Below are 24,927 nucleotides of genomic sequence, written 5' to 3'. Positions count from 1 at the left end.
TAACAAATAAACCGTCCATGCCTTACAGTATGGACGGTTTATTTGTTAAATATAAAAAAACGAACATCATCTTGTTCGTTACCTAATTGTTATGGTAAAATGTAAGTTAGGACGGATAATCATAAACTAAATATATTTATCCAATTTAATTATATAACAAAATTAAATGGATGTCAACTATTAATTTTAGGAGAGTGAATAGAATGACGATGTTCGATGAAGATCGAAAACAAGAAGAGATCCGTATTCAAAAAGTATTGTTAGAAATTAATAATAAAATATTAAAGTTGAATCAATACTCAGGCGGTTTAAAGAATGATGTAATCCAACTTCGAAAAACATTTTGGGATGATGTAACTGTAAATATAGATAACCCTGAAGAGGCAGCTGAAACGCTGGCGAGTATAAAACAGCAATCAGAAATGTTATCTGAAAGAGAACGTACTCATGGACAATTACACCAACAATTGAAAACTTTAACACGATTGCAAGATTCTCCGTATTTCGGAAGAGTGGATTTTTTAGAAGATGGTGAAACTAGCAAAGATGTTGTGTATCTTGGCATAGCTTCTTTAATGGACGAAAATGAAGAGAATTTTTTAATATATGATTGGCGGGCACCTATATCGAGCATTTATTATGATTACTCTCCAGGACCGGCACAATACAAAACGCTGGAAGGTATCATTCAAGGTGAAATGGAGTTAAAGAGACAGTTCATTACGAAGAATGGAGAAATAAAAAGTATGTTTGATACCGGTGTAACAATCGGTGATGAATTATTAAAAGAAGTTCTCGGAAATAATGCGAATACACAAATGAAGAATATTGTGGCAACTATTCAAAAAGAGCAAAATCAAATCATTCGAAATGAAAGCGGTAAGTATCTAATCGTTCAAGGAGTTGCAGGTAGTGGTAAAACATCAGCTGCACTTCAAAGAGTGGCATATTTATTATATCGTCACCTCAATGAGCTTAAATCAGAGAATATCATGCTTTTCTCTCCTAACCCACTATTTAACAGCTATGTTGCAACGGTTCTTCCTGACTTAGGTGAAGATAATATGCAACAAGCTACGTTTCAAGAATATGTTGAGGAGCGAATTAATCGTGAATGCATAGTAGAAGGTCCTTTTGAGCAAATGGAATTTGTGCTTACTCAGCAAACAGAAAAATCAAATAGTGCGCGTATGGAAGGAATACAATATAAAGCAAGTTTAGATTTTAAACGATTAATCGATCGTTACGTGGAGTATCTTTCAACACAGGCACTTGTGTTTAGAAAGATTACTTTTCGAGGAGTCACCTTAATAACAAGCAAGGAAATAGCGGATTATTTCTATTCTTTAAATTCTACTATCTCAGTATCCAACCGTATGGAGTTAGTGAAAAGTTGGCTTCTAAAAGAAATAAAGAAGAAGGAAAAAATAGAGAGAACGAAGGAATGGGCATTAGGTGAAAGTGAGTTGCTTGATAACGATCAGTTTATTTATGCTTATCAGGAATTACAAAGTAAAGGAGCTTATTCAGAAAACACATTTAATGATTTCGAGCAAGAACAGATGCTATTAGTTAAAAAGGTTGTTCATAAGCACTTTAAACCTATTATTCGTGCAATAAAGGAATTGAAATTTATTCATGTTCGAGCTATATATGAGCAAATGTTTTCATTGCAGAGAGAAATTGCATCATTAGGTTTTTCTGAAAATTGGCACGATATTTGTAATTACACAAAAGAGAAAGTTCAAAAGCGAGAATTGTATTACGAAGATACAACGCCTTATTTGTACTTAAAAGAAAAAATAGAAGGGAAAAAAATGAACACCATGATTCGTCATTTATTCATTGATGAAGCTCAGGATTACTCACCTTTTCAACTTGCTGTACTGAAACAATGGTTCCCATATTGTAAAATGACGATTTTAGGTGATTTCAATCAAGCAATTTTTGCTCATACGCTACATGCATCTTCTTTACTGTCTAGCGAAATATTTGAAGCAAATGAACAAGAGAATATGGTGTTAACAAAAAGTTATCGTTCCACTAGACAAATTATTGATTTTACAAAGTATATTATTCAGGGTGGAGAGGCAATAGAGGCGTTTAATCGAAACGGCAAAAAACCAACATATTCAAAAGTAACAAATGAAGAGGGATTTCATTCAAAACTAGTGCAGTTATTAAATAATCTACAAGAGTCTCAATATCAAACTATTGCTGTTATATGTAAAACAGCTGAAGAAAGTACTAGAGCATATGAACATCTCGTTAAAGATGTAAATATTCAATACATGAGTCAAACGACATATACATTCACAAAAGGCATCTTAGTCTTACCTGCATACTTAGCAAAAGGAATAGAATTCGATGCAGTGATTATTTATGACGCTTCTAACTATTCGAATCAAAGAAGCGTTGAACGGAAGCTATTTTATACGGCTTGTACAAGAGCGATGCATGAGTTGCATGTATTTGCTTCCAGTGAGAAAACACCATTTATGAAGCGAATTCCTATCTCAGTATATGACGTCATTCAAGATTAGATGTAACATTTCATCATCAGTCATCCTTGTGTAGTGGTTAGAAGCTCATCAAAATTTCAATCTTTTAGAGTTGTCAAAATTTCTACACCTTACTATAATCTTTGTTACAATAATAGTAATATGTACAATACAGAAACATACATAGGTGGGGGATAAATATGCAATTGAATTTTGTGAAATGTCATGGTTCAAGTAATGATTTTTTAATATTAGATGAATATAGCCATCCAATACAGTTATCAGATAAAGAAAGAGCACAGTTAACACTTACATTGTGTAATCGTGAAACGGGAATTGGTGCTGACGGTATTTTATTTTTTCAAAAAAGCGATGTAGCGGATGGTAAAATGCGCGTATTTAATTCTGACGGATCAGAAGCTTCTATGTGTGGAAATGGATTACGTTGTATAGCACGATATGCTTGTGAATTATTAGGGAAGCAGCAACTTTCAATTGAGACTATGAAAGCAGTTCTAGCAGTGGAGCAAACAGAAGATATTTTTGAAAATATTCCTACTTTTAAAGTGGAAATCTCGCCTGTCTCGTTTCTTGTTAAAGATTTACCTTTCAATGTAGAAAGTGAAACTTTCATCAATCAGGAGCTAGCTGAGTTAGCGCCGGAATTAAAGTTTACGGCTGTAGCGGTTCCGAATCCACATTTTATTTCAATTGTTGATTCGGAAGTATTAGTAAGTGGCGTGCAAGAAAAACTATCAACGTATGTAAATGGAGAAAATCCTTATTTTCCTGATGGCGTAAATGTAAGTTTTGTGGAGCTACTTGAAAGTGGTAGCATTTTTGTCAAAACATTTGAAAGAGGCGTAGGATTTACAAACGCATGTGGTACTGCAATGAGTGCTTCTACACTTGTTACGTGTTTACAAGGAGAAAATAATGTTGAAGAAATCATTTCTGTTTATAATCCTGGTGGAAAAGTGAATTGTCAAGTTCATAAACAAAATGATTCCTATTCGATTGATCTAATTGGAAATGCAACATATGAGTTTAAAGTACATGTAGAAATGCGTGATACCTTAAACGCATTTACAATTACAGATAAAATAGAGTTTCCAGAAGAATTGCTAGCATATCAGGCAATGCAAGAAGCTTGTCAACTGTATGTAAATAAATATTTGTGAAAAATATTGCTTATTGAAAACAAAGGGAACGTATGAATGAATTAAATATATTGTATTCATCGCAAAAGGAGAAAGAAATTTGAATTCTATCAGAGCAGAAAGACTAACTAAGAAAAATATTCAATATATTATTTTTATCGCGTGCCTGATTGCTGTTTATTCTTATGTGTTTTTAAGATTGGTTGATGGATTAAAAGCAAATGAATTACGAAGCTTTGACTATAAAATCATTGAGTTTTTTCAAGGCCATATTTCTGATCAATTAACAGTTGTTATGAAAGCAATCACATTTCTAGGTGGAAAGCTTGGCCTTACACTCGGTGTTCTCATTACATCCACTATTTTTTTCTTTTATAAAAAACGTTATGCTGTTTACTTAATCCTTTCATCGAGCTTAGGTGGATTATTTAACGCGTATTTAAAATGGTTGTTTCAAAGAGAACGTCCTGACTTTTACCCGTTGATTGTAGAACAGGGATACAGCTTTCCTAGCGGTCATAGCATGGCTTCTTTTATTTTTTATACTACTTTAGCAGTTGTGTTAGCTAAAGTTGCAAAAAATAAATTACTTGATATATTGATTGCGGTTTTGTTTACGATTATTGTGCTTTTAATTGGCATAAGCCGCATTTATTTAGGTGTACATTATCCTAGTGATGTAATTGCTGGATTTGCAGCCGGAGGATTTTGGGTTTGCCTATGTGGACTAGCCTTAAATTACTATGAATTTAGACGTGAACAAGCGTCTTAATTCATAGGTTTTTGCAATGTTTACGAAAAGGATTAGATATAATATTTACAAGTTGCAATAAAACAGATTGACAAATACTCATTTCATCATTATGATATAAAAAATGAAATATCAAAAAATTTAATAAAAAACTCTTATCTAGAGAGGCGGAGGGACTGGCCCTACGATGCCCGGCAACCATCATTTATGAACGGTGCCAATGCCAGTAGAAATAAAATTCTAGTCGATGAGAGCGAAGTTAAAGTTTGTAATATTACTAGCGCTCTTTCTCATTAGAAGGGGCGTTTTTTGTATTAGTAAAGTTGAAGTTAATGGGGGATGAACATGAATATTGAAACAAAATTAGTTCAAGCTGGTCAAAAGAAAGATCCAACAACAGGTTCCATAAGTACACCAATCTATCAAAATGCAACCTTCGAGCATCCGGAGCTTGGTAGAAGCACTGGATTTGATTATTCGAGAACGGCTAATCCAACAAGGAAGGCATTAGAAGAAGCGATTGCTGAATTGGAAGAAGGAGATGCTGGTTTTGCTTTTTCTTCAGGTATGGCGGCTATTACAACCGTTTTATTCCTCTTTAAATCTGGTGATCATATTGTTATATCAGACGATTTATATGGTGGCACGTATCGAATATTAGAAGAAATATTTAATAATTATGGAATTACAGCATCTTATGTTGATACTTCGTGTTTAAGCGATGTTGAAGCAGCCATTAAAGATAAAACAGTTGCCCTTTTTATTGAAACACCTACAAATCCGTTGATGAAAATAACCGATTTAGCGGCAATTAGTAAGTTAGCGAAAGAAAATAATTTATTAACTATAGTCGATAACACATTTCTAACCCCATACTTACAAAAACCAATTCAATATGGTGCGGATATCGTGATTCATAGTGCATCTAAATATATTGGAGGACATAATGATGTTATCGGTGGTTTAGTCGTTACGGCAACTGAAGAATTAAGCGAAAAGGTAGGCAGATTACAAAATAGTACAGGAACGATCCTTGGACCTCAAGATTCGTGGTTATTATTACGAGGATTGAAAACATTAGCAATTAGAATGGAACGTCAACAAGAAAATGCTCAAGCAATTGCTGAATGGCTGGCCCAACATGAATTAGTGAAAAAAGTATTTTATCCAGGTTTAGCAAATCATGCTGGAAGATCAATTATGGAGAAGCAATGTAATGGCTTTGGAGCGATGATCTCCTTTGAAGTTACTGAGGTATCAATAGTTGCAGATTTATTAAAGCATGTTCAGGTTATTAGTTTTGCTGAAAGTTTAGGTGGTGTAGAATCACTGATCACATATCCAACTACACAAACACATGCTGATATTCCGAAAGAATATCGTGAAGAAAAAGGTGTAAGTGATTATTTATTACGATTTTCAGTAGGTATAGAAAACGTGCAAGATCTAATTTCTGATTTGGAGCAAGCTTTTAAATAAATGTAGCCAGTAAAAAATCATACATTCATAATACAAGGTTAATAGAATATTGAGTTGCTAACAAATAATTTGGGGTGAATACTTCGTGAACTTTCGTGATGAAATACAGAATCGAATTTTAATAGGTGAAGGTGCAATGGGCACTCTTCTATATTCAACTGGTGTTGACCAATGCTATGAAGAGTTAAATATTATTAATCCTGATTTAGTAAGGAGCGTACATCAAGCGTATGTTCATGCAGGTGCTGATATTCTTCAGTCGAATACGTACGGGGCGAACCACTATAAGTTAAAACGCTACGGATTAGACGATAAAGTATCTTCCATTAATCGAGAAGGAATGAGAATAGCAAAAAGTGCCGCTTTAGAGCATCACTTTGTCTTTGGTACGATTGGAGCTACAAGAAGTTTACGAAAGTCGGATATTACCTTAGATGAAATTAAAAGAAATTTCAGAGAACAATTATTTAGTTTACTATTAGAAGATCCAGATGGGCTTATACTAGAAACATTCTATGATTTTGAAGAAATGGAAACGGTATTAGAGATTGCAAGACAAGAAACAACAATACCGATTATTGCGAATGTGTCACTTCATGAAATAGGGTATTTGCAAAATGGTATGCATTTAAGTGAAGCGGTGCCTATTTTAGAAGACAAAGGAGCAGATGTTGTTGGTGTGAACTGTCGTTTAGGTCCTCATCATACGATTCGCGCTTTGGAACAAGTTCCTCTACCGACGAAAGGAGTTTTAAGTGCATATCCAAATGCTAGTTTACCAGAGTACATTGATGGTAGATTACAGTACGAAACGAATGCAGAATATTTCGGTAAAAGCGCACTTTTAATGAGAGAACAAGGAGTAAGAATTATTGGTGGTTGCTGTGGTACGACACCAAGTCATATTGAAGCAGTGAAGAAACATATAACCGGACTTTCACCAATATTTGAGAAGGAAGTTTCTCCAAGAAAAATAGAAGTGAATCAAACTATACATCATGAAATTGATGAAGCTTTATATAAAAAAGTAGAGCATAAGAGAACCATTTTAGTTGAATTGGATCCACCAAAGAAATTAAATGTATCCGCCTATTTAGAAGGTGCAAAAGCATTAATGGAAGCGGGAGCAGATACAATTACGATGGCAGACAATTCGCTTGCGTCACCTCGTATTAGTAATATGGCTCTAGGATCTATATTGAAACAACAAGGTGTAAATCCACTCGTTCATTTAACTTGTCGGGATCATAACCTAATCGGCTTACAGTCCCATCTTATGGGTCTTCACACATTAGGTTTAGATGAAATTCTTGTCATTACAGGCGATCCATCCAAGGTAGGGGATTTTCCAGGTGCAACGTCTGTATATGATGTATCTTCAATGGATTTAATCAGTTTAGTAAAGCAATACAATGAAGGACTTTCTTATAGTGGTAAACCATTAGGGCAAAAAACAAATTTCAAAGTTGCGGCAGCTTTTAATCCGAACGTGAAGTATCTTCATAAAGCGGTTGGACGCATGGAAAGAAAGATTAAAGCTGGGGCAGACTCGTTCTTAACACAGCCGATTTATTCAGTAGAGCAAGTAGAAGAAATCTATCAAGCTACAAAACACATAACAGCACCAATATTCATGGGGATTATGCCTTTAACAAGCCATCGTAATGCGGAGTATATCCATCATGAAGTTCCAGGAATCACACTTCCTGATTCTGTATTACGTGCAATGGAGAAGGCTGGAAATGACCGTCTTCAAGCTGAAAGAGAAGGCTTAGCTATTGCTAAAGAGTTAGTGGAAGCGACAATGGAACGATTCAACGGTATTTATTTAATTACCCCATTTTTGCGATATAACATTACTGTAGAACTAACACAATTCGTTCGAGAAATAGATGCTAAGCAGAAAGAGGAAGTGACAGTATATGAGTAATCATGATTTATCAACATTAATGAATGAACGAATTTTAGTTCTTGATGGTGCTATGGGAACCATGATACAAGATGCAAACTTAACAGCAGCTGATTTTGGTGGCGAAGAATATGAAGGTTGTAATGAATATTTAACATTCACTAGTCCAGAGACGATTGCAAACATCCATGAAGCCTATTTAGAAGCGGGTGCTGATATTATTGAAACCAATACATTCGGTGGAGCGAGCATTGTATTAGATGAATATAATCTCGGTTCTATTGCATATGAGCTTAATAAAAAAGCGGCCCAAATAGCAAAAGTGGCATGCGAGAAATATAGCACACCTGAAAAGCTGCGTTTTGCAGGTGGATCTATTGGACCTACAACGAAAACATTGTCTTTAACGGGTGGAACAACATTTGACGATTTACAAGCTTCTTATAGTGAGCAAGTAGAAGGGTTAATTGATGGTGGATGCGATGTATTAATAGTAGAAACGTGTCAAGATATGCTGAATGTGAAAGCTGCTTACACAGGTATTAAACAAGCATTTGCTAAAACCGGAAAAGTACTTCCGATTATTATTTCTGGAACAATTGAACCTATGGGCACTACATTAGCAGGGCAACCAATCGATGCTTTTTATTTCTCTTGTGAGTATATGAACCCTATTGCAGTTGGTTTGAATTGTGCGACTGGCCCTGAATTCATGACGGATCATGTGCGTACATTATCTCAATTAGCAAACACAGGTATTAGTTGTTATCCAAATGCTGGTTTACCGGATGAAGAAGGTCATTATCATGAATCTCCTGCATCACTAGCTAGTAAAGTAAGACAGTTTGCAGAGAAAGGTTGGATAAATATTATCGGGGGGTGTTGTGGTACGACTCCTGCTCATGTGAAAGCGATTGTAGAAGAAGTAGCAACGCTACCACCACGGCCAATTCCAATTGAAACACATAATCACGCCGTTTCAGGTACAGATTCTTTATTATATGATGATAGTATGAGACCTTTATTTGTAGGTGAACGAACAAACGTCATCGGGTCCAGAAAGTTCAAACAATTAATACGTGATAAATCATTTGAACAAGCTTCAGAAATTGCTCGTGCTCAAGTGAAAAAAGGAGCGCACGTTATTGATATTTGTTTAGCAGACCCTGATGATGATGAGTTAGGAAATATGAAGGAATTTGTCAAAGAAGTGGTGAAGAAAGTAAAAGTTCCGCTCGTAATTGATTCAACAGATGATGCTGTTCTTGAGCAAGCTTTGAAATATTCCCAAGGAAAAGCTGTTATTAACTCAGTGAACTTAGAAGATGGCGAAGGAAAATTCAAAAGTGTCTCAAGCCTCATTCATCAATATGGTGGTGCTCTCGTTGTTGGAACTATTGATGAAAAGGGAATGGCGATTACAGCTGAAGACAAATTGCGAGTTGCAAAGCGTTCATATGATTTGTTGGTAAATAAATATGGTATGAATCCGAAAGATATTATTTTTGATCCACTTGTATTCCCAGTAGGAACAGGTGATGAACAGTATGTTGGCTCTGCCCTTGAAACGGTAAAAGGCATTCAAGCTATCAAAGAAGAATTGCCAAATAGTTTAGCCATTCTTGGAATAAGCAATGTTTCATTTGGGTTACCACCTAGAGGTCGAGAAGTATTGAATGCCGTTTTCTTATATCACTGTACGAAAGCTGGACTTGATTACGCGATTGTTAATACGGAAAAATTGGAGCGCTTTGCAAGCATTCCGAAAGAAGAAGTAGAACTTTCCGAGAGATTATTATTCGAAACAAGCGATGAGACGCTTCAACAATTTACAGCTTATTTCCGAGATAAAAAAGTTGAAAAGAAAATCGATACGAAGAAGCTATCGCTTGATGAACGATTAGCTCAATATATTGTAGAAGGAACAAAAGAAGGGCTCATAGCTGATTTAGATGAGGCTCTTGGGGAAGGCAGAGCTCCTTTAGACATTATCAATGGGCCATTAATGGCAGGGATGAGTGAAGTTGGTGTTCTATTCAATGATAATCAACTGATTGTTGCGGAAGTATTACAAAGTGCGGAAGTTATGAAAACATCTGTTTCTCACTTAGAGCAATTTATGGAAGTGAGCGAAACAGGTAATTCAAAAGGTAAAATCATCTTGGCGACTGTTAAAGGCGATGTTCATGATATCGGTAAGAACTTAGTAGAGATTATTCTTGCTAATAACGGTTACGATATTGTTGATTTAGGTATTAAAGTAACGTCTCAACAAATAATAGAAGCTGTTGAGAAATACAAACCATCCATGATTGGGTTATCTGGTTTATTAGTTAAATCTGCACAGCAAATGGTTTTAACTGCTCAAGATTTAAAAGATAAAAGCATCGATACACCAATTATGGTAGGTGGAGCAGCGCTATCAAGGAAATTCACAGATTTCAAAATTGCTCCGGAGTATAAGGGGACAGTTCTCTACGCAAAGGATGCAATGGATGGCCTAGCACTTGCGAATACGATGCATGATGATGAGCAAAAACAAGAATTTGTGGAGGCACTAGACGAAAAAAGAAAGAAATCTTTAGCTCTAGCTGCCCAAAGACCAACTAAAGAAAAGAAAGCGGAAGAAGTAGTTATTACGGTTAATCCAGCTGAAGTTAAGGTGCCTGAAGACACAAAACGTCATACGCTAGTCGATTATCCTTTACAGACAATTATGCCGTATGTAAATCGTCAAATGTTAATCGGTCATCATTTAGGATTAAAAGGTAAGTTAGATAAGCTATTAGCGGAAAAAGATGAAAAAGCATTGCAACTGACTGACTTAGTAAATACTTTATATGCTGACTTATTGCAAAGTGATTATAGTGTCAATTCGATTTATCAATTCTTCCCTGCACAAAGCGATGGTAAAAAAGTGATTGTGTACAATCCGGAAAATTATAATGAAGTGCTAGAAGAGTTTGATTTTCCAAGACAAGAAAGTGCGCCATTCCTATGTTTAGCAGATTATTTAAAGCCAGTAGGATCAGGTGAAATGGATTATGTCGGATTCTTCGTTGTAACCGCTGGTAAAGGCATTAGACAGCGTAGTGATGCGTGGAAAGAGAATGGAGAATTCTTAAAAAGCCATGCCATTCAATCGATTGCTCTTGAAACAGCGGAAGGATTTGCAGAGCGAATCCATCAAGTAATGCGAGACAAATTAGGCATTAGTGATCCAATTGAAATGACTATGAGAGAACGTTTCTCTGCCAAATACATTGGTCAAAGATTTTCATTCGGCTACCCAGCTTGTCCAAATCTTGAAGACCAAGAAAAGCTATTCCGTTTGTTGAAGCCCGAAGATATTGGAGTTCAATTAACGGAAGGTTGCATGATGGAGCCAGAAGCTTCTGTATCAGCGATTGTGTTTGCACATCCTGAGGCTAGGTATTTTAATGTGGAGAGATAGCGGGTAATAATGGGTTTGATATCTGTATAAATCAGAAGTTTGACTAGTTTTCCTGATAAAACCAGTAGTTATGATTGTGAGTAAACCTTCTTTTATCTTATTTAAATTGGATGAGAGAGGGTTTTTTATTTGGCTTATGTAAAGGAACCGTATTTTTCTAAGGAAATGGAAAGCTTTTTTAAAATTGATAGGTGATCTTGCACAATAACAAAGATTATACAAAAAGGGGTCGTTCAAAAAGTCAGTGATAACTGACTTTTTGGACAGCCCCCTTTCTTACTGCAAGAAAATATCACCATTACCGTTAAAAAGTTTAGTAAACTGCATGATACGCTCATGATTTTTCTGAAGGTATTGATCAACCTCATCAATATTTTGTGCTTTTAAAGACTGACTTAGTGCTGTGAACATATTAATTGTTGAGTAGTGTGGCTGATGCTTCGTTAAGTTATAAATGATCATCGACATACGCATTGAGTCTTGCTTGATATTTTGAAAAGCTTTCAATAGAACGTCGTTATCGTAGCTTTTAAAAATTGTTTCAATAAAATTATATGTTTCAATTAAGTACCCATAGTAGTCGTTTTTTTCTTTTGCGTGTATTTGATGTAGAATAATCGGTTTTAATTGAGAAATTAGTTCATTATTATTTTTTTTGATTAATTGATAAAGAACGATCTTTTGTAAATCATGTAAAAACAAACAATTATCAATAAATGTTTTTTCAGAAAAACCTTTTACATATATACCTTTTTTATCAACAGAGTCTATGTAATTTTTTCGAATGAGTCGTATTAATGCAGTCCGTATTGGTGTGCGACTCATTTTTAATTCCTGGCTTAAAATGTTCTCAGATAATTTATCGCCAGGCATGTATTCGGCTCTAATAAATCTTTCTAGCAATTTGTGATAAGCTTGTCCAGCTAAGGAACCCATATTATTCTCCTCTCTCTAATTTTTAGATTAATTGAAAATAGACAATATGTCATTTAAGTTTACAATATTTTAGTAAATTTCTAACGATTAATTTATACCTCGTTAACAATCAATTGTTATATTCATCTTGTATACAAGTTGTACAACTATTAAATTTTTCGGAGGTCAACATGAAAAAGTATAAGTCGCTTTTCTTAGGTTCTATGTTAATGGGTGCAATAGTATTAAGTGGATGTAGTGATGAGAAAGATGCGAATGCAAAAGGAAATGGTGAATTGGAAGAGTTTGTAATTGCTTACCTTCCACAAGAAAGTTCTGAGCAAAAAGCGAAAGTTGACGCAGCTTTTGAAAAAGATTTAGAAGAATTATTAGGTGTAGAAGTATCATCTTATCAAGCAAATAGCTATAACGCTGCCATTGAAGCCATGAAAAATGATAAAGCAGACTTAGCATTATTTGGAGCATTTTCATATATTGTCGCAAATGAACGTGCCGGTGCGGAAGCCATAGCTGGAATTAATATGGACACAGAACAACCAATGAGTGTGTTCATTGTCCCAAAAGATTCTTCAATTTCATCTCTTGAGGATTTAAAAGGAAAGACAATTGGATTTGCAGATCCTGTTTCAACTTCCGGGCACTTAATGCCAAAAGCACATTTAATTGAAGAGTTAGGTGTGACCGTAGAAGAACTTGAAAAAGAAGGAGAATTCTTTAAAAGTGTTCAGTTTGCAGGAGGACATGATAAGGCAGTAATCGGTGTTACAAATAAGCAGTATGACGTAGCAGCTGTATCACCGGGTGTACTAAAAATGATGATAGATAATGGTGTGATTAAGGAAAATTCATATAAAGTTATTGAAGAAGTACCGAATATTGAAGTTGGTGCAGGCGGTGCTTTTGCAATTCGTGGAGATCATACAAAGGAATTAAAAGAGGAAGTAAAAGACTTCTTATTAAATTATGATGATCCTGCTTATTTAGAAGCATTAACAGGTAGCACAGATACGAAGTTAGCAGAAGTAAATGATAGTGATTTTGAAGAATTTCGTAAAGTAGCAGAATCACTGAATCTAAGTCCGGAAGAATTATTAGCACAATAAGGAGAGCGATATGAACATACAGTTTGAACGAGCGCAAAAAGTGAAACAATCACTTGGCATATTATTGTTTGTCCTGATCATTGGCTTTTCTGTTTGGTATGTGGAACTTGATATCGTGGAACTATTCGAGTCAATACCAACATTTTTTCAATTTATTTTCACAGATTTTTTACCACCAGATTTTAGTGAGATTAGTAATTTTGTTGGACCGGTCGTTGATACTATTTTCCTTGCCTTCATTGCAACAGGTATTTCATGTGCGTTAGGGCTTGTGCTGGCGATTTTAATGGCGCAAACTACAGCGCCGTCAAAAGTGCTTCGTATGGTATTAAAGGCAATTTTAACATTCTCACGAAACATCCCATCACTTGTCTGGGCAGCGGTATTAGTTGTGATTTTCGGAATTGGGAATTTACCAGGCTTACTCGCATTAATTGTCTTTGGCACAAGTTTTCTAGCACGTGTCTATTCAGAGGCAATTGAAGAACTCGATGACCATGCAACAGAAGCAATTGTTGCTTGTGGTGGTAATCACTTTCATGTTTTAAAGCATGCGATTATGCCGCAGTTTATGCCGAGTTTTTTAAATTGGTCACTTTTTATGGTCGAAATCGGCATTCGGGCAAGTGCTATCTTAGGGCTAGTTGGCGCTGGTGGATTAGGAACGATGATTAAACAAACGATGGACTTGTTTCAATATGATAAAACGGCAATGGCGATTGTGATTATGATTATCTTAATTATGATTGTTGAAACAACATCTCAAAAATTAAGGGAGCGAATTATATAACATGACGACGAAGCATGAAGCTATACAGCTGCCAAATGTTCGAAAAAAGAAAATTCCTATCGCTCATGAAAAAACAAAAAGACAGCAACAACTCTTCTTCGGTATAAGTGGACTACTTTTTGTAATCAGCTTATTAGTTGTGGAAATTGATTGGAAGCAATTTGTAGAAGGGGTAGAAAAATTGCCAGCCACACTCAGCAATATGATGCAAATATCACTGACGATGTTACCAGATTATTCAAAAGAAATGTTGGCATCATTAGTTGTTGCATTACTTTCATTACTATTTGGATTAGTACTTTCAATTGTAACGGCGTTTTTAGTAGCGCGTAATATCGCACCTTTTATGTGGTTAAGTTACACAATTCGCTTCTTTGTAATGATGGTTCGTGCTGTGCCGACAACAGTGTGGGTATTGATTGCCGTTGCCAGTATCGGATTTGGATATATGGCAGGAATCTTAGGATTAATCCTACCAACTTCTGCCTATTTAATACGGACGTTTGCAGCACAGATTGAAGAAGTAGGAGATGACACAATTGAAGCATTACGGTCAGTTGGTGCCAACTGGATTCTAATAGTATTTAAAGGGTTATTACCAAAGTTAAAAACAATATTTATTGCGACAATTGCTTTTAAGTTTGAAATTAATGTTGCAGAATCTGTTGTACTTGGAATGGTTGGTGCAGGCGGTGTTGGGATGTTAATCCAAGACTCTATTGCTTACTACAACTTCGGTGACATGACTTTAGGGATTATGATTGTCTTTTTTACGATGTTTATAATTGAGACATGTACAGGTTTATTACGAAAGAAATTGCGTTAGGAGTGAAATCATGAAGCCTTTACTACAAGTGAAAAATTTAGAAATGCAGTATACAGATGGTACAAAAGCCTTGAATGGCATATCGTTTGATGTGAACGAGGGTGAATTTATTGCTGTAATTGGGCCAAGTGGCGCTGGTAAATCGACATTACTACGTTCAATTAACCGACTTGTCACGCCAACAAATGGAGAAATTCTTTATCAAGGGGACTCGTTAATGACAGCGAAAAACAAAGTGCTACGTCAATTACGATCAAATATCGGTATGATTTTTCAACATTACAATGTTGTCGATCGATTAAGTGTTTTAGAAAATGTTCTTCACGGAAATCTTGGAAGAATGGGAACTTTTTCAGGGTTATTCAATCGCTATACAGAGGAACAGAAAGAAGAGGCAATTGCTTTACTTGAAAAAGTCGGGCTGAAAAATGAAATCCGTAAGCGTGTTGATGAATTAAGTGGTGGGCAGCGTCAGCGAGTAGGTGTATGCCGTGCTTTAGCACAAAATCCATCACTTATTTTAGCGGATGAGCCAATTGCATCACTAGACCCTAAATCATCAGCAATTGTTATGGAAAGTATTTATCACAACTGCTTAGAACGAGGCATTGCTTGTCTTGTTAACTTACACCAAGTGGATGTGGCGAAAAAATATGCAACACGCATTATTGCGATTCAAAAAGGTCGCGTGCTATTTGATGGTGCACCAAGTGAATTAACAGATGATTTAATTGTACGTTTATATGAAGGAAAAGAAGAAGAATTAATGGCAGGATAAGGAGAGAGTCTACTATGAATCAGACAAAAACAATAGCATTTGAATCGATTTACAACTTCCGTGATATGGGCGGTCAATTAACTAAAGATGGAAGACAGGTTAAAGAATCCTTATTATTCCGCTGCGGCGAATTAGGTCATGCCACAGAAAATGATATTGAGCTATTAAAGAATTTACAACTGCAAACAATTTTTGACTATCGTGAAGAGAAAGAAGCAAACGAAGGTAAAACACCACATATTGAAGGTGTCGAAAATATTCGTATTGCAGCTAACAATTTAGAAGAAGAATCATCATCTCTTGAAGGGTTGCTTCATAATGAGATGTGGAAGAAAGAAAATGCATTAGGTACGTTTTATACAGAAATGCTATTCGGCAACCCAGCATACCAAGAGCTTATTGCACGTATTAAAAATAAAAAAGCACCTCTTTTACACCACTGTACAGCAGGTAAAGATCGTACAGGCGTTGGTGCAGCATTAATTTACTTACTTCTTGGTGTCGATGAAAAAGACATTATTTACGAATACTTATTAACGAACGAATCAACAGCCAAGCATACGCCAAAATGGTATAGCGTCTTAAAAGAAGAAATGAAAGACCATCCTGAACTATTTGCACAAGTAGCAAATGTTAAACCTCAGTATATGGAAATGGTCTTTGCGAAAATTCGCGAGCATTACTCAGATTATGACACATACTTTAAAGAACAATTTGGCTTAAGTGGTGAAGACATTAACGACATTAGAGAATTCTATCTTGTATAATCACGATGTTCTGTCTTATTTTAAATACTTATTGCTAGGCATTATGTCGGATAGTGCTTTGTGTGGCGAACGAAATTTAACAACTCGTTAATATTAGTATATAAATGACATAGTTTATTGTTAACATAAACTACTATAACCTGAGTAGTAACTTTAATGTGGAGAGATAAAATGAAAAACCTTTCTTCATATAATGAAGGATAGGTCAGACTGTAGGCAAACTGGAATTTTTACGAGCTTGTATACAGTCTGAAGGGGGGCTGTCCGAAAAGTGATTTCAATCACTTTTCGGACGCCCTTTTACGCTTTATTAGCCCTTCGAAGTAGGTTGCGTGAAATAGATAAACTCGGCTGTTATGTTAGAATACCTATATTTGGCGCTTTCGTTCTAGATGTAACCTATGTATCTTCTTAAAAATCTAAAGAATTACTTTCCCATCAATCAAACAAAGATCACAAATAGGACTTATAGGACAACCTTTTTTCTTCAATTAACGTACTTGATAGTTATATAAGAAAAAAGCGATTTTTAAGTCCGCTTCCCAAAACTATTTCTTATAAATCTAAATTACTTCCAGTTCTTGCAATTCCTCACACATTGATAACGGCCCATCCGTTGCAGCTACAACCTTTCTTCCTTTCCTTAATCATAGTTTAATAGCTTCAATAGTAGCATTTGGAATGCTGCCTAATTAAATTAAAACTATACTATTTCAATGGTTGGCCAGAAACTATATGCCAATGGAGATGTTTTGAGTCCTGATAAAAACCTAGGTTAGTTATAACTCTACAAGCACCGTTTTCTTCAGTCACCATAGTTGCGACCTTTTTAATTACTTCTAATAGTTCAAGCAATAGATCGTTATCACTTTCTTCCAATGTAATTAAAGAAGGTATGTGTTTCTTAGGTATAGCAACAATATGAACTGGATAAAAAGGTCTTGTATGATAATAGGCTAAGATATTATCTGTTTCCAATACTTTATTTACTTGCGTTTTACCGCTTAATACTTCATCACAATAAAAATCTTCAGTCATAATGTCCTCCTTAAATAACCTTTTTTTCTTTGGTAATAATATATTCTTTTCACATGTTCCAATAACCTTCTTCGTTAATTCAATAAGATAAAATGTTAGTATGCCGCCCGTATTCGTCGAATTTATATTGACGCAAATAAGATTTAACTATTCCTATACATAACTAATGAAAGTGAAGGAACCCTAAACAGTGAGGAGGTGTAAGTATGACAAAAATTGGTGTGGAACACTCATTAACTGACATTCAAGATGCCTTGACCGAACTTGGATACAACGTTGCTCAATTAGGGCACGCAGAAGACGCCGATGGAGTGGACTTCGATTTTTGTGTAGTAACAGGATTGGACACGAATGTCATGGGTATACAAGATACAAAAACCACTGCATCTATCATCGAAGCAAACGGAATGACCGCTAATGAAATTGTCAATGAAATTAAACGTAGATTAACTCAATAATTAGAATAACAAAAAAGGTCCTCATGAATGTTGTTATGACTTACATGATGGCCCTTTACTAGCTATTTTTAACCCGAATCAAGACTCACCTCCTCCATTAACGTATTTCTACAAAGAAGGTAAGGTTTTTTGTGCTGTTATTAAATATTTTTCACTAAATGAACAATTCATATGCCTTCAAACTATATTAACAAAATACATTTTGATGTTTTAGTATTGAAATGAAAATGACTTTATAAGGGGTATTTAGCCTCTGCATAGAAATAAAAAAAAAGCTAAAAATAAACAAATAGAAAGGAGTGTAAATAATGCCTTTAACAATTGGGAAAAGAATAATGAAAGTCATAGCCATTACTTGTGCCATCGTTGTTGCTATGCTAATAACCTTCTTTTGTAATGATGAAGCAAATTCAGTAGAAGCCATTCAACCAACCGGAGTTAATGATTTTCTACCTATTGAAGAAAGTGAAGAGAATCGAAAGGTTGCATATTTAACATTTGATGATGGACCTTCCAAGAATACGATTCCAATATTAGATATTTTGGATAAATACAAAATTAAGGCTACTTTCTTTGTAATGGCTAATTCAGAACCTGAAGGAGCTGTAGGCTATAAAGAAATGATTAAAAGAGGTCATGCGATTGCACTTCATACATATACCCATGATTATCAAAAGATTTATGTATCAAAAGATGATTTCTTTCGAAATATTAAGAAATTAGAAATTTTTTTGAAAGATAATTACTCCATAAAAACGAAAATATTGCGTTTTCCGGGAGGGTCGAAAAACGTTTCAAGCAAAATTTATGGTGGACCAACTATTATGAAGCAAATTACTTCAGAGTGTGAAACAAGAGGTTATCGCTATTTTGACTGGAATGTGGATTCAAAGGATGGAATTAGTCCGACGGTTAGTGTGCAAACAATTACATCTAATGTTTTAAATGGTGCTAAAGATAAGCAGGAAATCATTATTCTTCTTCATGATATTAACTTAATGAAGAATACAGTAAAGGCTCTTCCTACCATTATAGAAGGATTAAAATCTCAAGGTTTCACCTTTGATGTGATCAGTGATAAAACAGAAGAAATGCAGTTCAAGTAGAGAATGAATATCACAGAAAAGACTTCCGCTTTTAAAAGAAAAACGAGGATTTTATTAGTGGAAGTTAATGAATGCAACATTATATTTGAACTAGAAAAAAAGAATAAAAAAAATTATCTTTTTTGTGTGTCAATATTTTGAACTGTAGCCATTAAAGTGTTAATATATCTTTGAAAACGTTTTATTCACCGATGTCAAAATACTCATATTTTGAACAATATTCTTTACATATTCATTACATGTTCGATTCGTGAAGGAAATTTGGGTATTTAACATTAAGGATAATAGTTTCATACAATCATATACTTCATAAGGTGGGGGTTTAAAGATGGCCAGCCATAGAATGGGTGGGAATCCATGGGGAAATTTAACGGGACCAAACTACGCATATTTGTTAGAGAAATATGAACAGTTCTTACAAGATCCAAGTTCCGTTGATTCAGAAGAGAAAGAATTATTTGATGTATGGGGAGGCCCGGATGAAAATGCGGCAACTTATACTCAAGTAAACGAAGGTACGGTAAGTTTACAAAATTCAAGTACTTTCAGCATGCAAAAAATGAAATCAGCTGTAAAGCTAGTGGCACATATTCGTAAGTATGGTCATCTTGCAGCAAATATTTATCCAATAGGTAAACCTGATGATGAAGAAGTTTCTTTAGAATATTCAAGCTATGGTTTAACTGAACAAGATTTACGAGCTATACCTGCTAATCTTCTTTGTGAGGAAGCACCAAGCTCTGTGAAAGATGGTTATGAAGCAATTCAATACTTGAAAGAGCTTTATACGAAAACAATTGCGTTTGAATTCCATCATGTTCATCAGATTAAAGAACGTGAATGGTTAACAAGCATTGTTGAATCCGGAAGAATGTTTCCGAAAATTTCAAATGAAAAGAAAGTATCATTATTAAAGCGTTTAGGGGAAGTTGAAGGTTTTGAGAAATTCCTTCATAAGACATTTGTTGGTCAAAAACGTTTCTCTGTAGAGGGTCTTGATACTTTGATTCCTGTTCTTGATGAATTAATCTCTGAATCTGTTCAATCAGGAACGAAGAGTATAAACATTGGTATGGCTCATAGAGGTAGATTAAATGTGCTTGCACATGTCCTTGGAAAGCCATATGAAATAATATTTTCAGAGTTTCAAAATGCTCCTAACAAGGAACTTGTACCATCTGAAGGTTCAATAGGAATCAACTATGGTTGGACTGGAGATGTAAAGTACCACCTTGGTGGAGATAAACAAATTAAAGATGATAATACCGTTAAGGCTAGACTTTCATTAGCGAATAATCCAAGTCATTTAGAGTTTGTTGGAGCTATCGTTGAAGGCTACTCAAGAGCTGTTCAAGACGACCGTACGAAACCTGGATATCCTGAACAAGACTTGACTAAATCACTTGCTGTAGTAATTCATGGAGATGCTGCTTTCCCAGGGGAAGGTATTGTAGCGGAAACATTGAATTTAAGTAGATTGAAAGGTTTCCAAACAGGTGGATCAGTTCATATTATCACGAATAATATGATTGGTTTTACAACAGAAAGCTATGATTCACGCTCTACAAAATATTCAAGTGACTTAGCAAAAGGCTATGAAATTCCTATTGTACATGTGAATGCAGATGATCCTGAAGCTTGCTTAGCAGCCGTACACTTAGCGTTTTTATATAAAAAAGAATTTAAAAAAGATTTCCTAATCGATTTAATGGGATATCGTCGCTTCGGTCACAATGAAATGGACGAGCCAATGACGACTCAGCCAGCTATGTATACATTGATAAACAACCACCCTACTGTAAAAGAAATTTATGCTGAAAAATTAATTGAAAATGCAGTAATAACTAATGAAGAATATGCGACAATAGAAGAAGGCATTTTAAAAAAATTAAGTTCTGCTTATAAAAAAATCGCGAATAACAAAAAAGGTATTACACGAGTTACGGAACCACCTGAAACGGTTGAAAAAGGGATTCCTAGTCAAATCACAGCTGTAAGTTTAGATCGTTTAGTTAATATCAATAATGAGTTGTTAAAATACCCAGAAGGCTTTAATGTCTTTAACAAATTAGAGCGTATTTTGAAGCGTAGACTTGCTGCATTCAAAGAAGGCGGCAAAGTGGATTGGGCATTAGCTGAAACATTAGCATTCGCTACAATACTAGAAGATGGAACTCCAATTCGTCTGTCCGGTCAAGATGCAGAGCGTGGAACGTTTGCTCATAGACATTTAGTGTTACATGATAGTGTGAATGGTAAGTTACACACACCATTGCATACACTTCCAACTGCTAAATCTTCGTTCTCTGTTCACAATAGTCCATTAACTGAAACTGCTGTTCTAGCATTCGATTATGGATACGATGTATTTTCTCCAGAGACGCTTGTGATTTGGGAAGCTCAATTTGGTGATTTTGCAAACGTTGCCCAAGTAATTTTTGATCAATTCATTTCAGCAGGACGTGCTAAATGGGGACAAAAATCAGGTATCGTAATCTTGTTACCACATGGTTATGAAGGACAAGGACCTGAGCATTCAAGTGCACGTTTAGAAAGATATCTATCGTTGGCAGCAGAGAATAACTGGACAGTTGCAAACCTTTCTAGTGCAGCTCAATACTTCCATATTTTAAGAAGGCAAGCGAAAATTCTTAAAACAGAAGAAGTTAGACCTTTAGTATTAATGACACCAAAAAGCTTGCTAAGACATGTTAATGCAGCGTCAGTTCCAACTGCATTTACTGATGAAAACTTTAAATTATTCTTTGAAGATCCTATTTCTGAATCTGTTGATAATGCATCAGTAAAACGACTTGTAATAAGCACAGGAAAAATCAGTATCGATTTACATGAATATGCTGAAGCTCAAGAAGATGTTAAAGGAATTAAATTAGTTCGTTTAGAGCAAATTTATCCATTCCCATATGAAGGAATTGAAGCATACTTCAAACAATTTACGAACTTAGAAGAAATTGTGTGGACACAAGAAGAGCCTAAGAACATGGGTGCTTGGACATTTGTTGAGCCGATTTTGAAGGACTTAGCTCCTGCAAAAGTAGATGTTCGTTACAACGGTAGAAGAAGAAGATCAAGTACTGCGGAGGGTGATCCAATCTTCCATAAATCCGAGCAAAATCGTATTATCACTGAAGCATTTCAACAATAAAGCGAAGAGGGGAAACTAACATGGCAGAAATTATTGTACCAGAATTAGCGGAATCAATTTCAGAGGGAACGATTGCACAATGGCTTAAAAAACCAGGTGATGCAGTAGAAAAAGGGGAATATATCGCTGAATTAGAAACGGACAAAGTAAATGTAGAAATCATTTCAGAACATAGCGGAGTAGTGGCTAATCTACTCAAAGAAGAAGGGGATACAGTTCAAGTAGGTGAAGCTATTGCGATTGTTGGTGAAGCGGCAGAAGGTCAAGCACCTGCATCAACAACTGAAGCTCCGAAAGTTGAAGTACAACCAGCAGCTAAAGAAGAGTCTAAAAAAATTGGCGATGCTCCAATTGCTTCACCAGCAGCACGTAAGTTAGCTCGTGAAAAAGGCATTGACTTAAGTGCAGTGGCAGCTAATGATCCTCTTGGACGTATTCGCGTACAAGATTTAAATAATCCAGTGGCTCCTGCACAACCAGCTCCTGTAGCTGCAACACCAGCACAAGCGGCTAAGCAGACTGAAGCACCAAAACAACAATTCGACAAACCAGTAGAAGTTGTGAAAATGTCTCGTAGAAGACAAACAATTGCAAAACGTTTAGTTGAAGCTCAACACACAGCTGCAATGTTAACTACTTTCAATGAAGTAGATATGTCAGCAATCATGGACTTACGTAAACGTAGAAAAGATCAATTCCAGAAAAATAATGATGTAAAATTAGGTTTTATGTCTTTCTTCACAAAAGCAGTAGTAGGTGCTTTGAAGAAATTCCCATTATTAAATGCTGAAATTCAAGGTGACGAGCTAGTAATTAAAAAGTTCTATGATATCGGTATCGCAGTAGCTGCTCCAGACGGCTTAGTTGTTCCAGTAGTAAGAGATGCAGATAAAATTGGTTTTGCTGGGATCGAGCAATCAATCGGTGAATTAGCTGAGAAAGCTCGTAATAATAAATTAGGCTTATCTGACCTACAAGGTGGATCATTTACAATTACTAATGGTGGAACATTTGGATCATTAATGTCTACACCAATTTTGAATGCTCCTCAAGTTGGTATTCTTGGTATGCACAAAACACAATGGCGTCCAGTAGCACTTGATGAAAACTCAATGGAAATCAGACCGATGATGTACATTGCACTATCTTACGATCACCGTATTGTTGATGGTAAAGAGGCAGTTAGCTTCTTAGTAAAAGTAAAAGAGTTACTTGAAGATCCAGAGCAATTATTATTAGAAGGTTGATAGATATATAGAAGAGAACTCCTGTGGAATTAATCCACAGGAGTTTTTTTGAAGGTATTCGCAATACTGTTTATATTGCTTTATAACGGAAAGTGTGGAATGAATAGTGTATTCACTAAATCTATGTTTTACTTCTTCTATCCTGTTCATTTATGGGCGATTTACATGATTGGTTATTTTTTATGTGAATAAAAATACAAATAAAATAATAAAAATAAGACAAATCTTTTGAATTATATATGAAGTCTGTTATATAATGTCCTCAATGTACAACAAAGGGGGAAGTATTATATTGAATCAAGTAACTGAAAAAAAATCAAAGGCAACAAATTGGGTATTAGGTATTTGTGCATTTGTTCTACTTTCGGGGTTTGCCGGGATATTTACAAATGGGGATCAACAATCTTTAAGCAATAAAGCTGAAAAGATTTTGGCAGTACGTAACTAATATAAAGATATCAATAGTAAATAAAGGGGTATTTACTAATAATGGGTATTTTACATTTTGTGTAAATGTATGTTGAGGCAATGAATCACTAGGATTCATTGCTATTTTTTTTGAAATGAAAAAATCAACTGGAAATTATTTTACAATGAATGGCCATTTTATTTTTGTTAAGGTTAGTAGGACTTAGAGAAGAGGAGGAAATAATATGAAGAAATTACTATCTGTTCTAGTAATAACTGCTACTATGCTCCTGATATCTTTGGCACCTACAACTGGAGTAGCTAAAACAGAGGCTGCATCTAAAAAGAGAAACAGTAAAGGTGAATTAGTACACACTACCAAAACAACTGAAAGTGTTAAAGATATAGCAATTCAATATGGAGTACCTCTAGAAGATTTAATAGAGAAAAATAATGTGAATAGTAAAACGTTAGGCAAAGGTGAACAACTAGTTTTACCCAAAACGTTAACTTCTCAAGAGAAAGATCTTATGGCAAGACTTGTACACGCAGAAGCGAAAGGTGAGCCATATAATGGGAAAGTAGCAGTAGCAGATGTTGTATTAAATCGTGTTGAAAGCGATAAGTTCCCAGACTCGGTGGAACAAGTAATTAACGCTAAAGGACAATTCTCACCGGTAGCAAATGGTTCAATCAATAAACCAGCTTCCAAAGAGAGTAAAAAAGCTGTTAATGAAGCAATTGCACTGCAAGAAGAAGGTACAGAGGCTACATTCTTTTATAATCCAACAAAGACGAATGATCAGTGGATAAAGTCTTTACCAGTAATTGAGAAAATCGGTAACCATAATTTCGCGATTTCTTAAGTAGAAGCAGTGTGCTGATTGTGCACTGCTTTCTTGTTTTTTTAATATGTTCCTTTCTATCATAAAAAATACTGCTTTAAATTTACATATGATATTTCTTTGCTTATCAGATTGTTAGAAAGTCATATAAGTTTTTTGAAATAATGTCTATCATGTAAAGTATAACTAATATATAATGTAACAG

At 35.2% G+C, this 24,927-nt stretch carries 20 protein-coding genes and 1 riboswitch; of the genes, 18 read left to right on the top strand and 2 right to left on the bottom strand.

Features of this window, described 5'->3' with window-relative positions; translation table 11 throughout:
- Positions 1-203 precede the first annotated feature (203 nt).
- The 6 genes from helD (at position 204) to metH (ending at position 11,254) form a co-directional block, all read left to right on the top strand.
- On the top strand, positions 204-2,543 hold the full coding sequence (gene helD, locus V7014_RS11850) for an RNA polymerase recycling motor HelD (RefSeq protein ID WP_335507358.1): 2,340 nt from the start codon (positions 204-206) through the stop codon (positions 2,541-2,543).
- A 158-nt stretch (positions 2,544-2,701) separates the two neighbouring features.
- The gene (gene dapF, locus V7014_RS11845) at positions 2,702-3,682 is read left to right on the top strand and encodes a diaminopimelate epimerase (protein WP_335507357.1); all 981 of its coding nucleotides are present in this window, start codon (positions 2,702-2,704) and stop codon (positions 3,680-3,682) included.
- A 79-nt stretch (positions 3,683-3,761) separates the two neighbouring features.
- A complete protein-coding gene (locus V7014_RS11840) occupies positions 3,762-4,433 on the top strand; it encodes a phosphatase PAP2 family protein (protein WP_335507355.1) in 672 nt (223 codons plus the stop codon).
- 131 nt (positions 4,434-4,564) lie between these two features.
- A riboswitch (SAM riboswitch) is annotated at positions 4,565-4,666 on the top strand.
- A 91-nt stretch (positions 4,667-4,757) separates the two neighbouring features.
- On the top strand, positions 4,758-5,891 hold the full coding sequence (locus V7014_RS11835) for a trans-sulfuration enzyme family protein (protein ID WP_335507354.1): 1,134 nt from the start codon (positions 4,758-4,760) through the stop codon (positions 5,889-5,891).
- An 85-nt stretch (positions 5,892-5,976) separates the two neighbouring features.
- Positions 5,977-7,821 (top strand): bifunctional homocysteine S-methyltransferase/methylenetetrahydrofolate reductase, encoded by a 1,845-nt coding sequence (locus V7014_RS11830; RefSeq protein ID WP_335507351.1) that lies wholly within the window; start codon positions 5,977-5,979, stop codon positions 7,819-7,821.
- On the top strand, positions 7,814-11,254 hold the full coding sequence (gene metH / locus V7014_RS11825) for a methionine synthase (RefSeq protein WP_335507349.1): 3,441 nt from the start codon (positions 7,814-7,816) through the stop codon (positions 11,252-11,254). Before V7014_RS11830 ends, metH begins: the two co-directional genes overlap by 8 nt.
- Positions 11,255-11,530: 276 nt before the next feature.
- Here the strand turns inward: metH and V7014_RS11820 are convergent, their stop codons facing one another.
- Positions 11,531-12,190: a GntR family transcriptional regulator gene (locus V7014_RS11820; protein WP_335507348.1), complete on the bottom strand. Its 660-nt coding sequence runs from the start codon at positions 12,188-12,190 to the stop codon at positions 11,531-11,533.
- A gap of 170 nt (positions 12,191-12,360) precedes the next feature.
- Between V7014_RS11820 and V7014_RS11815 the strand changes: the two genes are divergently transcribed.
- From V7014_RS11815 to V7014_RS11795, 5 genes are read left to right on the top strand one after another with little or no spacing between them, the layout of a single operon-like run.
- Positions 12,361-13,293 carry a phosphate/phosphite/phosphonate ABC transporter substrate-binding protein gene (locus V7014_RS11815; protein ID WP_335507346.1) on the top strand — a complete coding sequence of 311 codons (933 nt, stop codon included), beginning with the start codon at positions 12,361-12,363 and terminating at the stop codon, positions 13,291-13,293.
- A gap of 10 nt (positions 13,294-13,303) precedes the next feature.
- Complete coding sequence (gene phnE / locus V7014_RS11810; protein WP_335507344.1) at positions 13,304-14,083, top strand: phosphonate ABC transporter, permease protein PhnE; 780 nt, start codon at positions 13,304-13,306, stop codon at positions 14,081-14,083.
- 1 nt (position 14,084) lies between these two features.
- Positions 14,085-14,909, top strand: a complete 825-nt coding sequence (locus V7014_RS11805) for a PhnE/PtxC family ABC transporter permease (RefSeq protein WP_335507342.1) — start codon at positions 14,085-14,087, stop codon at positions 14,907-14,909.
- Between the two features lie 10 nt (positions 14,910-14,919).
- Positions 14,920-15,687 (top strand): phosphonate ABC transporter ATP-binding protein, encoded by a 768-nt coding sequence (gene phnC, locus V7014_RS11800; protein ID WP_335507340.1) that lies wholly within the window; start codon positions 14,920-14,922, stop codon positions 15,685-15,687.
- A gap of 14 nt (positions 15,688-15,701) precedes the next feature.
- A complete protein-coding gene (locus V7014_RS11795; protein WP_335507338.1) occupies positions 15,702-16,454 on the top strand; it encodes a tyrosine-protein phosphatase in 753 nt (250 codons plus the stop codon).
- A 708-nt stretch (positions 16,455-17,162) separates the two neighbouring features.
- On the opposite strand, the gene V7014_RS11790 is transcribed toward V7014_RS11795, so the two are convergent.
- Positions 17,163-17,492, bottom strand: coding sequence for an HIT domain-containing protein (locus V7014_RS11790; protein WP_335507336.1), 330 nt, complete (start codon positions 17,490-17,492; stop codon positions 17,163-17,165).
- 206 nt (positions 17,493-17,698) lie between these two features.
- Between V7014_RS11790 and V7014_RS11785 the strand changes: the two genes are divergently transcribed.
- From V7014_RS11785 to V7014_RS11755, 7 genes are all read left to right on the top strand, one after another.
- Entirely contained in the window at positions 17,699-17,950 is a 252-nt protein-coding gene (locus V7014_RS11785) for a YkuS family protein (RefSeq protein ID WP_335507334.1), read from the top strand.
- 308 nt (positions 17,951-18,258) lie between these two features.
- On the top strand, positions 18,259-19,056 hold the full coding sequence (locus V7014_RS11780; RefSeq protein ID WP_335507332.1) for a polysaccharide deacetylase family protein: 798 nt from the start codon (positions 18,259-18,261) through the stop codon (positions 19,054-19,056).
- Positions 19,057-19,384: 328 nt separating this feature from the next.
- Positions 19,385-22,222 carry a 2-oxoglutarate dehydrogenase E1 component gene (gene sucA, locus V7014_RS11775; protein ID WP_335507330.1) on the top strand — a complete coding sequence of 946 codons (2,838 nt, stop codon included), beginning with the start codon at positions 19,385-19,387 and terminating at the stop codon, positions 22,220-22,222.
- A gap of 20 nt (positions 22,223-22,242) precedes the next feature.
- The gene (gene odhB, locus V7014_RS11770) at positions 22,243-23,469 is read left to right on the top strand and encodes a 2-oxoglutarate dehydrogenase complex dihydrolipoyllysine-residue succinyltransferase (protein WP_335507328.1); all 1,227 of its coding nucleotides are present in this window, start codon (positions 22,243-22,245) and stop codon (positions 23,467-23,469) included.
- A gap of 48 nt (positions 23,470-23,517) precedes the next feature.
- Positions 23,518-23,661, top strand: a complete 144-nt coding sequence (locus V7014_RS11765; protein ID WP_335507327.1) for a TraX family protein — start codon at positions 23,518-23,520, stop codon at positions 23,659-23,661.
- Positions 23,662-23,761: 100 nt separating this feature from the next.
- On the top strand, positions 23,762-23,917 hold the full coding sequence (locus V7014_RS11760; RefSeq protein WP_335507325.1) for a hypothetical protein: 156 nt from the start codon (positions 23,762-23,764) through the stop codon (positions 23,915-23,917).
- Positions 23,918-24,122: 205 nt separating this feature from the next.
- Positions 24,123-24,743, top strand: a complete 621-nt coding sequence (locus V7014_RS11755; RefSeq protein WP_335507323.1) for a cell wall hydrolase — start codon at positions 24,123-24,125, stop codon at positions 24,741-24,743.
- Positions 24,744-24,927 lie beyond the last annotated feature (184 nt).

The organism is Bacillus sp. JJ722, from assembly GCF_036963345.1.
In the GTDB taxonomy this organism is placed as follows: domain Bacteria; phylum Bacillota; class Bacilli; order Bacillales; family DSM-1321; genus Bacillus_AD.
This window is presented reverse-complemented; position numbering and strand designations above follow the sequence as displayed.

Coding starts and splice junctions, on each gene's coding strand:
- helD (WP_335507358.1), top strand. CDS start 204: ATGACGATGTTCGATGAAGATCGAAAACAAGAAGAGATCCGTATTCAA.
- dapF (WP_335507357.1), top strand. CDS start 2,702: ATGCAATTGAATTTTGTGAAATGTCATGGTTCAAGTAATGATTTTTTA.
- V7014_RS11835 (WP_335507354.1), top strand. CDS start 4,758: ATGAATATTGAAACAAAATTAGTTCAAGCTGGTCAAAAGAAAGATCCA.
- metH (WP_335507349.1), top strand. CDS start 7,814: ATGAGTAATCATGATTTATCAACATTAATGAATGAACGAATTTTAGTT.
- V7014_RS11820 (WP_335507348.1), bottom strand. CDS start 12,190: ATGGGTTCCTTAGCTGGACAAGCTTATCACAAATTGCTAGAAAGATTT.
- V7014_RS11815 (WP_335507346.1), top strand. CDS start 12,361: ATGAAAAAGTATAAGTCGCTTTTCTTAGGTTCTATGTTAATGGGTGCA.
- phnE (WP_335507344.1), top strand. CDS start 13,304: ATGAACATACAGTTTGAACGAGCGCAAAAAGTGAAACAATCACTTGGC.
- V7014_RS11805 (WP_335507342.1), top strand. CDS start 14,085: ATGACGACGAAGCATGAAGCTATACAGCTGCCAAATGTTCGAAAAAAG.
- phnC (WP_335507340.1), top strand. CDS start 14,920: ATGAAGCCTTTACTACAAGTGAAAAATTTAGAAATGCAGTATACAGAT.
- V7014_RS11795 (WP_335507338.1), top strand. CDS start 15,702: ATGAATCAGACAAAAACAATAGCATTTGAATCGATTTACAACTTCCGT.
- V7014_RS11790 (WP_335507336.1), bottom strand. CDS start 17,492: ATGACTGAAGATTTTTATTGTGATGAAGTATTAAGCGGTAAAACGCAA.
- V7014_RS11785 (WP_335507334.1), top strand. CDS start 17,699: ATGACAAAAATTGGTGTGGAACACTCATTAACTGACATTCAAGATGCC.
- V7014_RS11780 (WP_335507332.1), top strand. CDS start 18,259: ATGCCTTTAACAATTGGGAAAAGAATAATGAAAGTCATAGCCATTACT.
- sucA (WP_335507330.1), top strand. CDS start 19,385: ATGGCCAGCCATAGAATGGGTGGGAATCCATGGGGAAATTTAACGGGA.
- odhB (WP_335507328.1), top strand. CDS start 22,243: ATGGCAGAAATTATTGTACCAGAATTAGCGGAATCAATTTCAGAGGGA.
- V7014_RS11755 (WP_335507323.1), top strand. CDS start 24,123: ATGAAGAAATTACTATCTGTTCTAGTAATAACTGCTACTATGCTCCTG.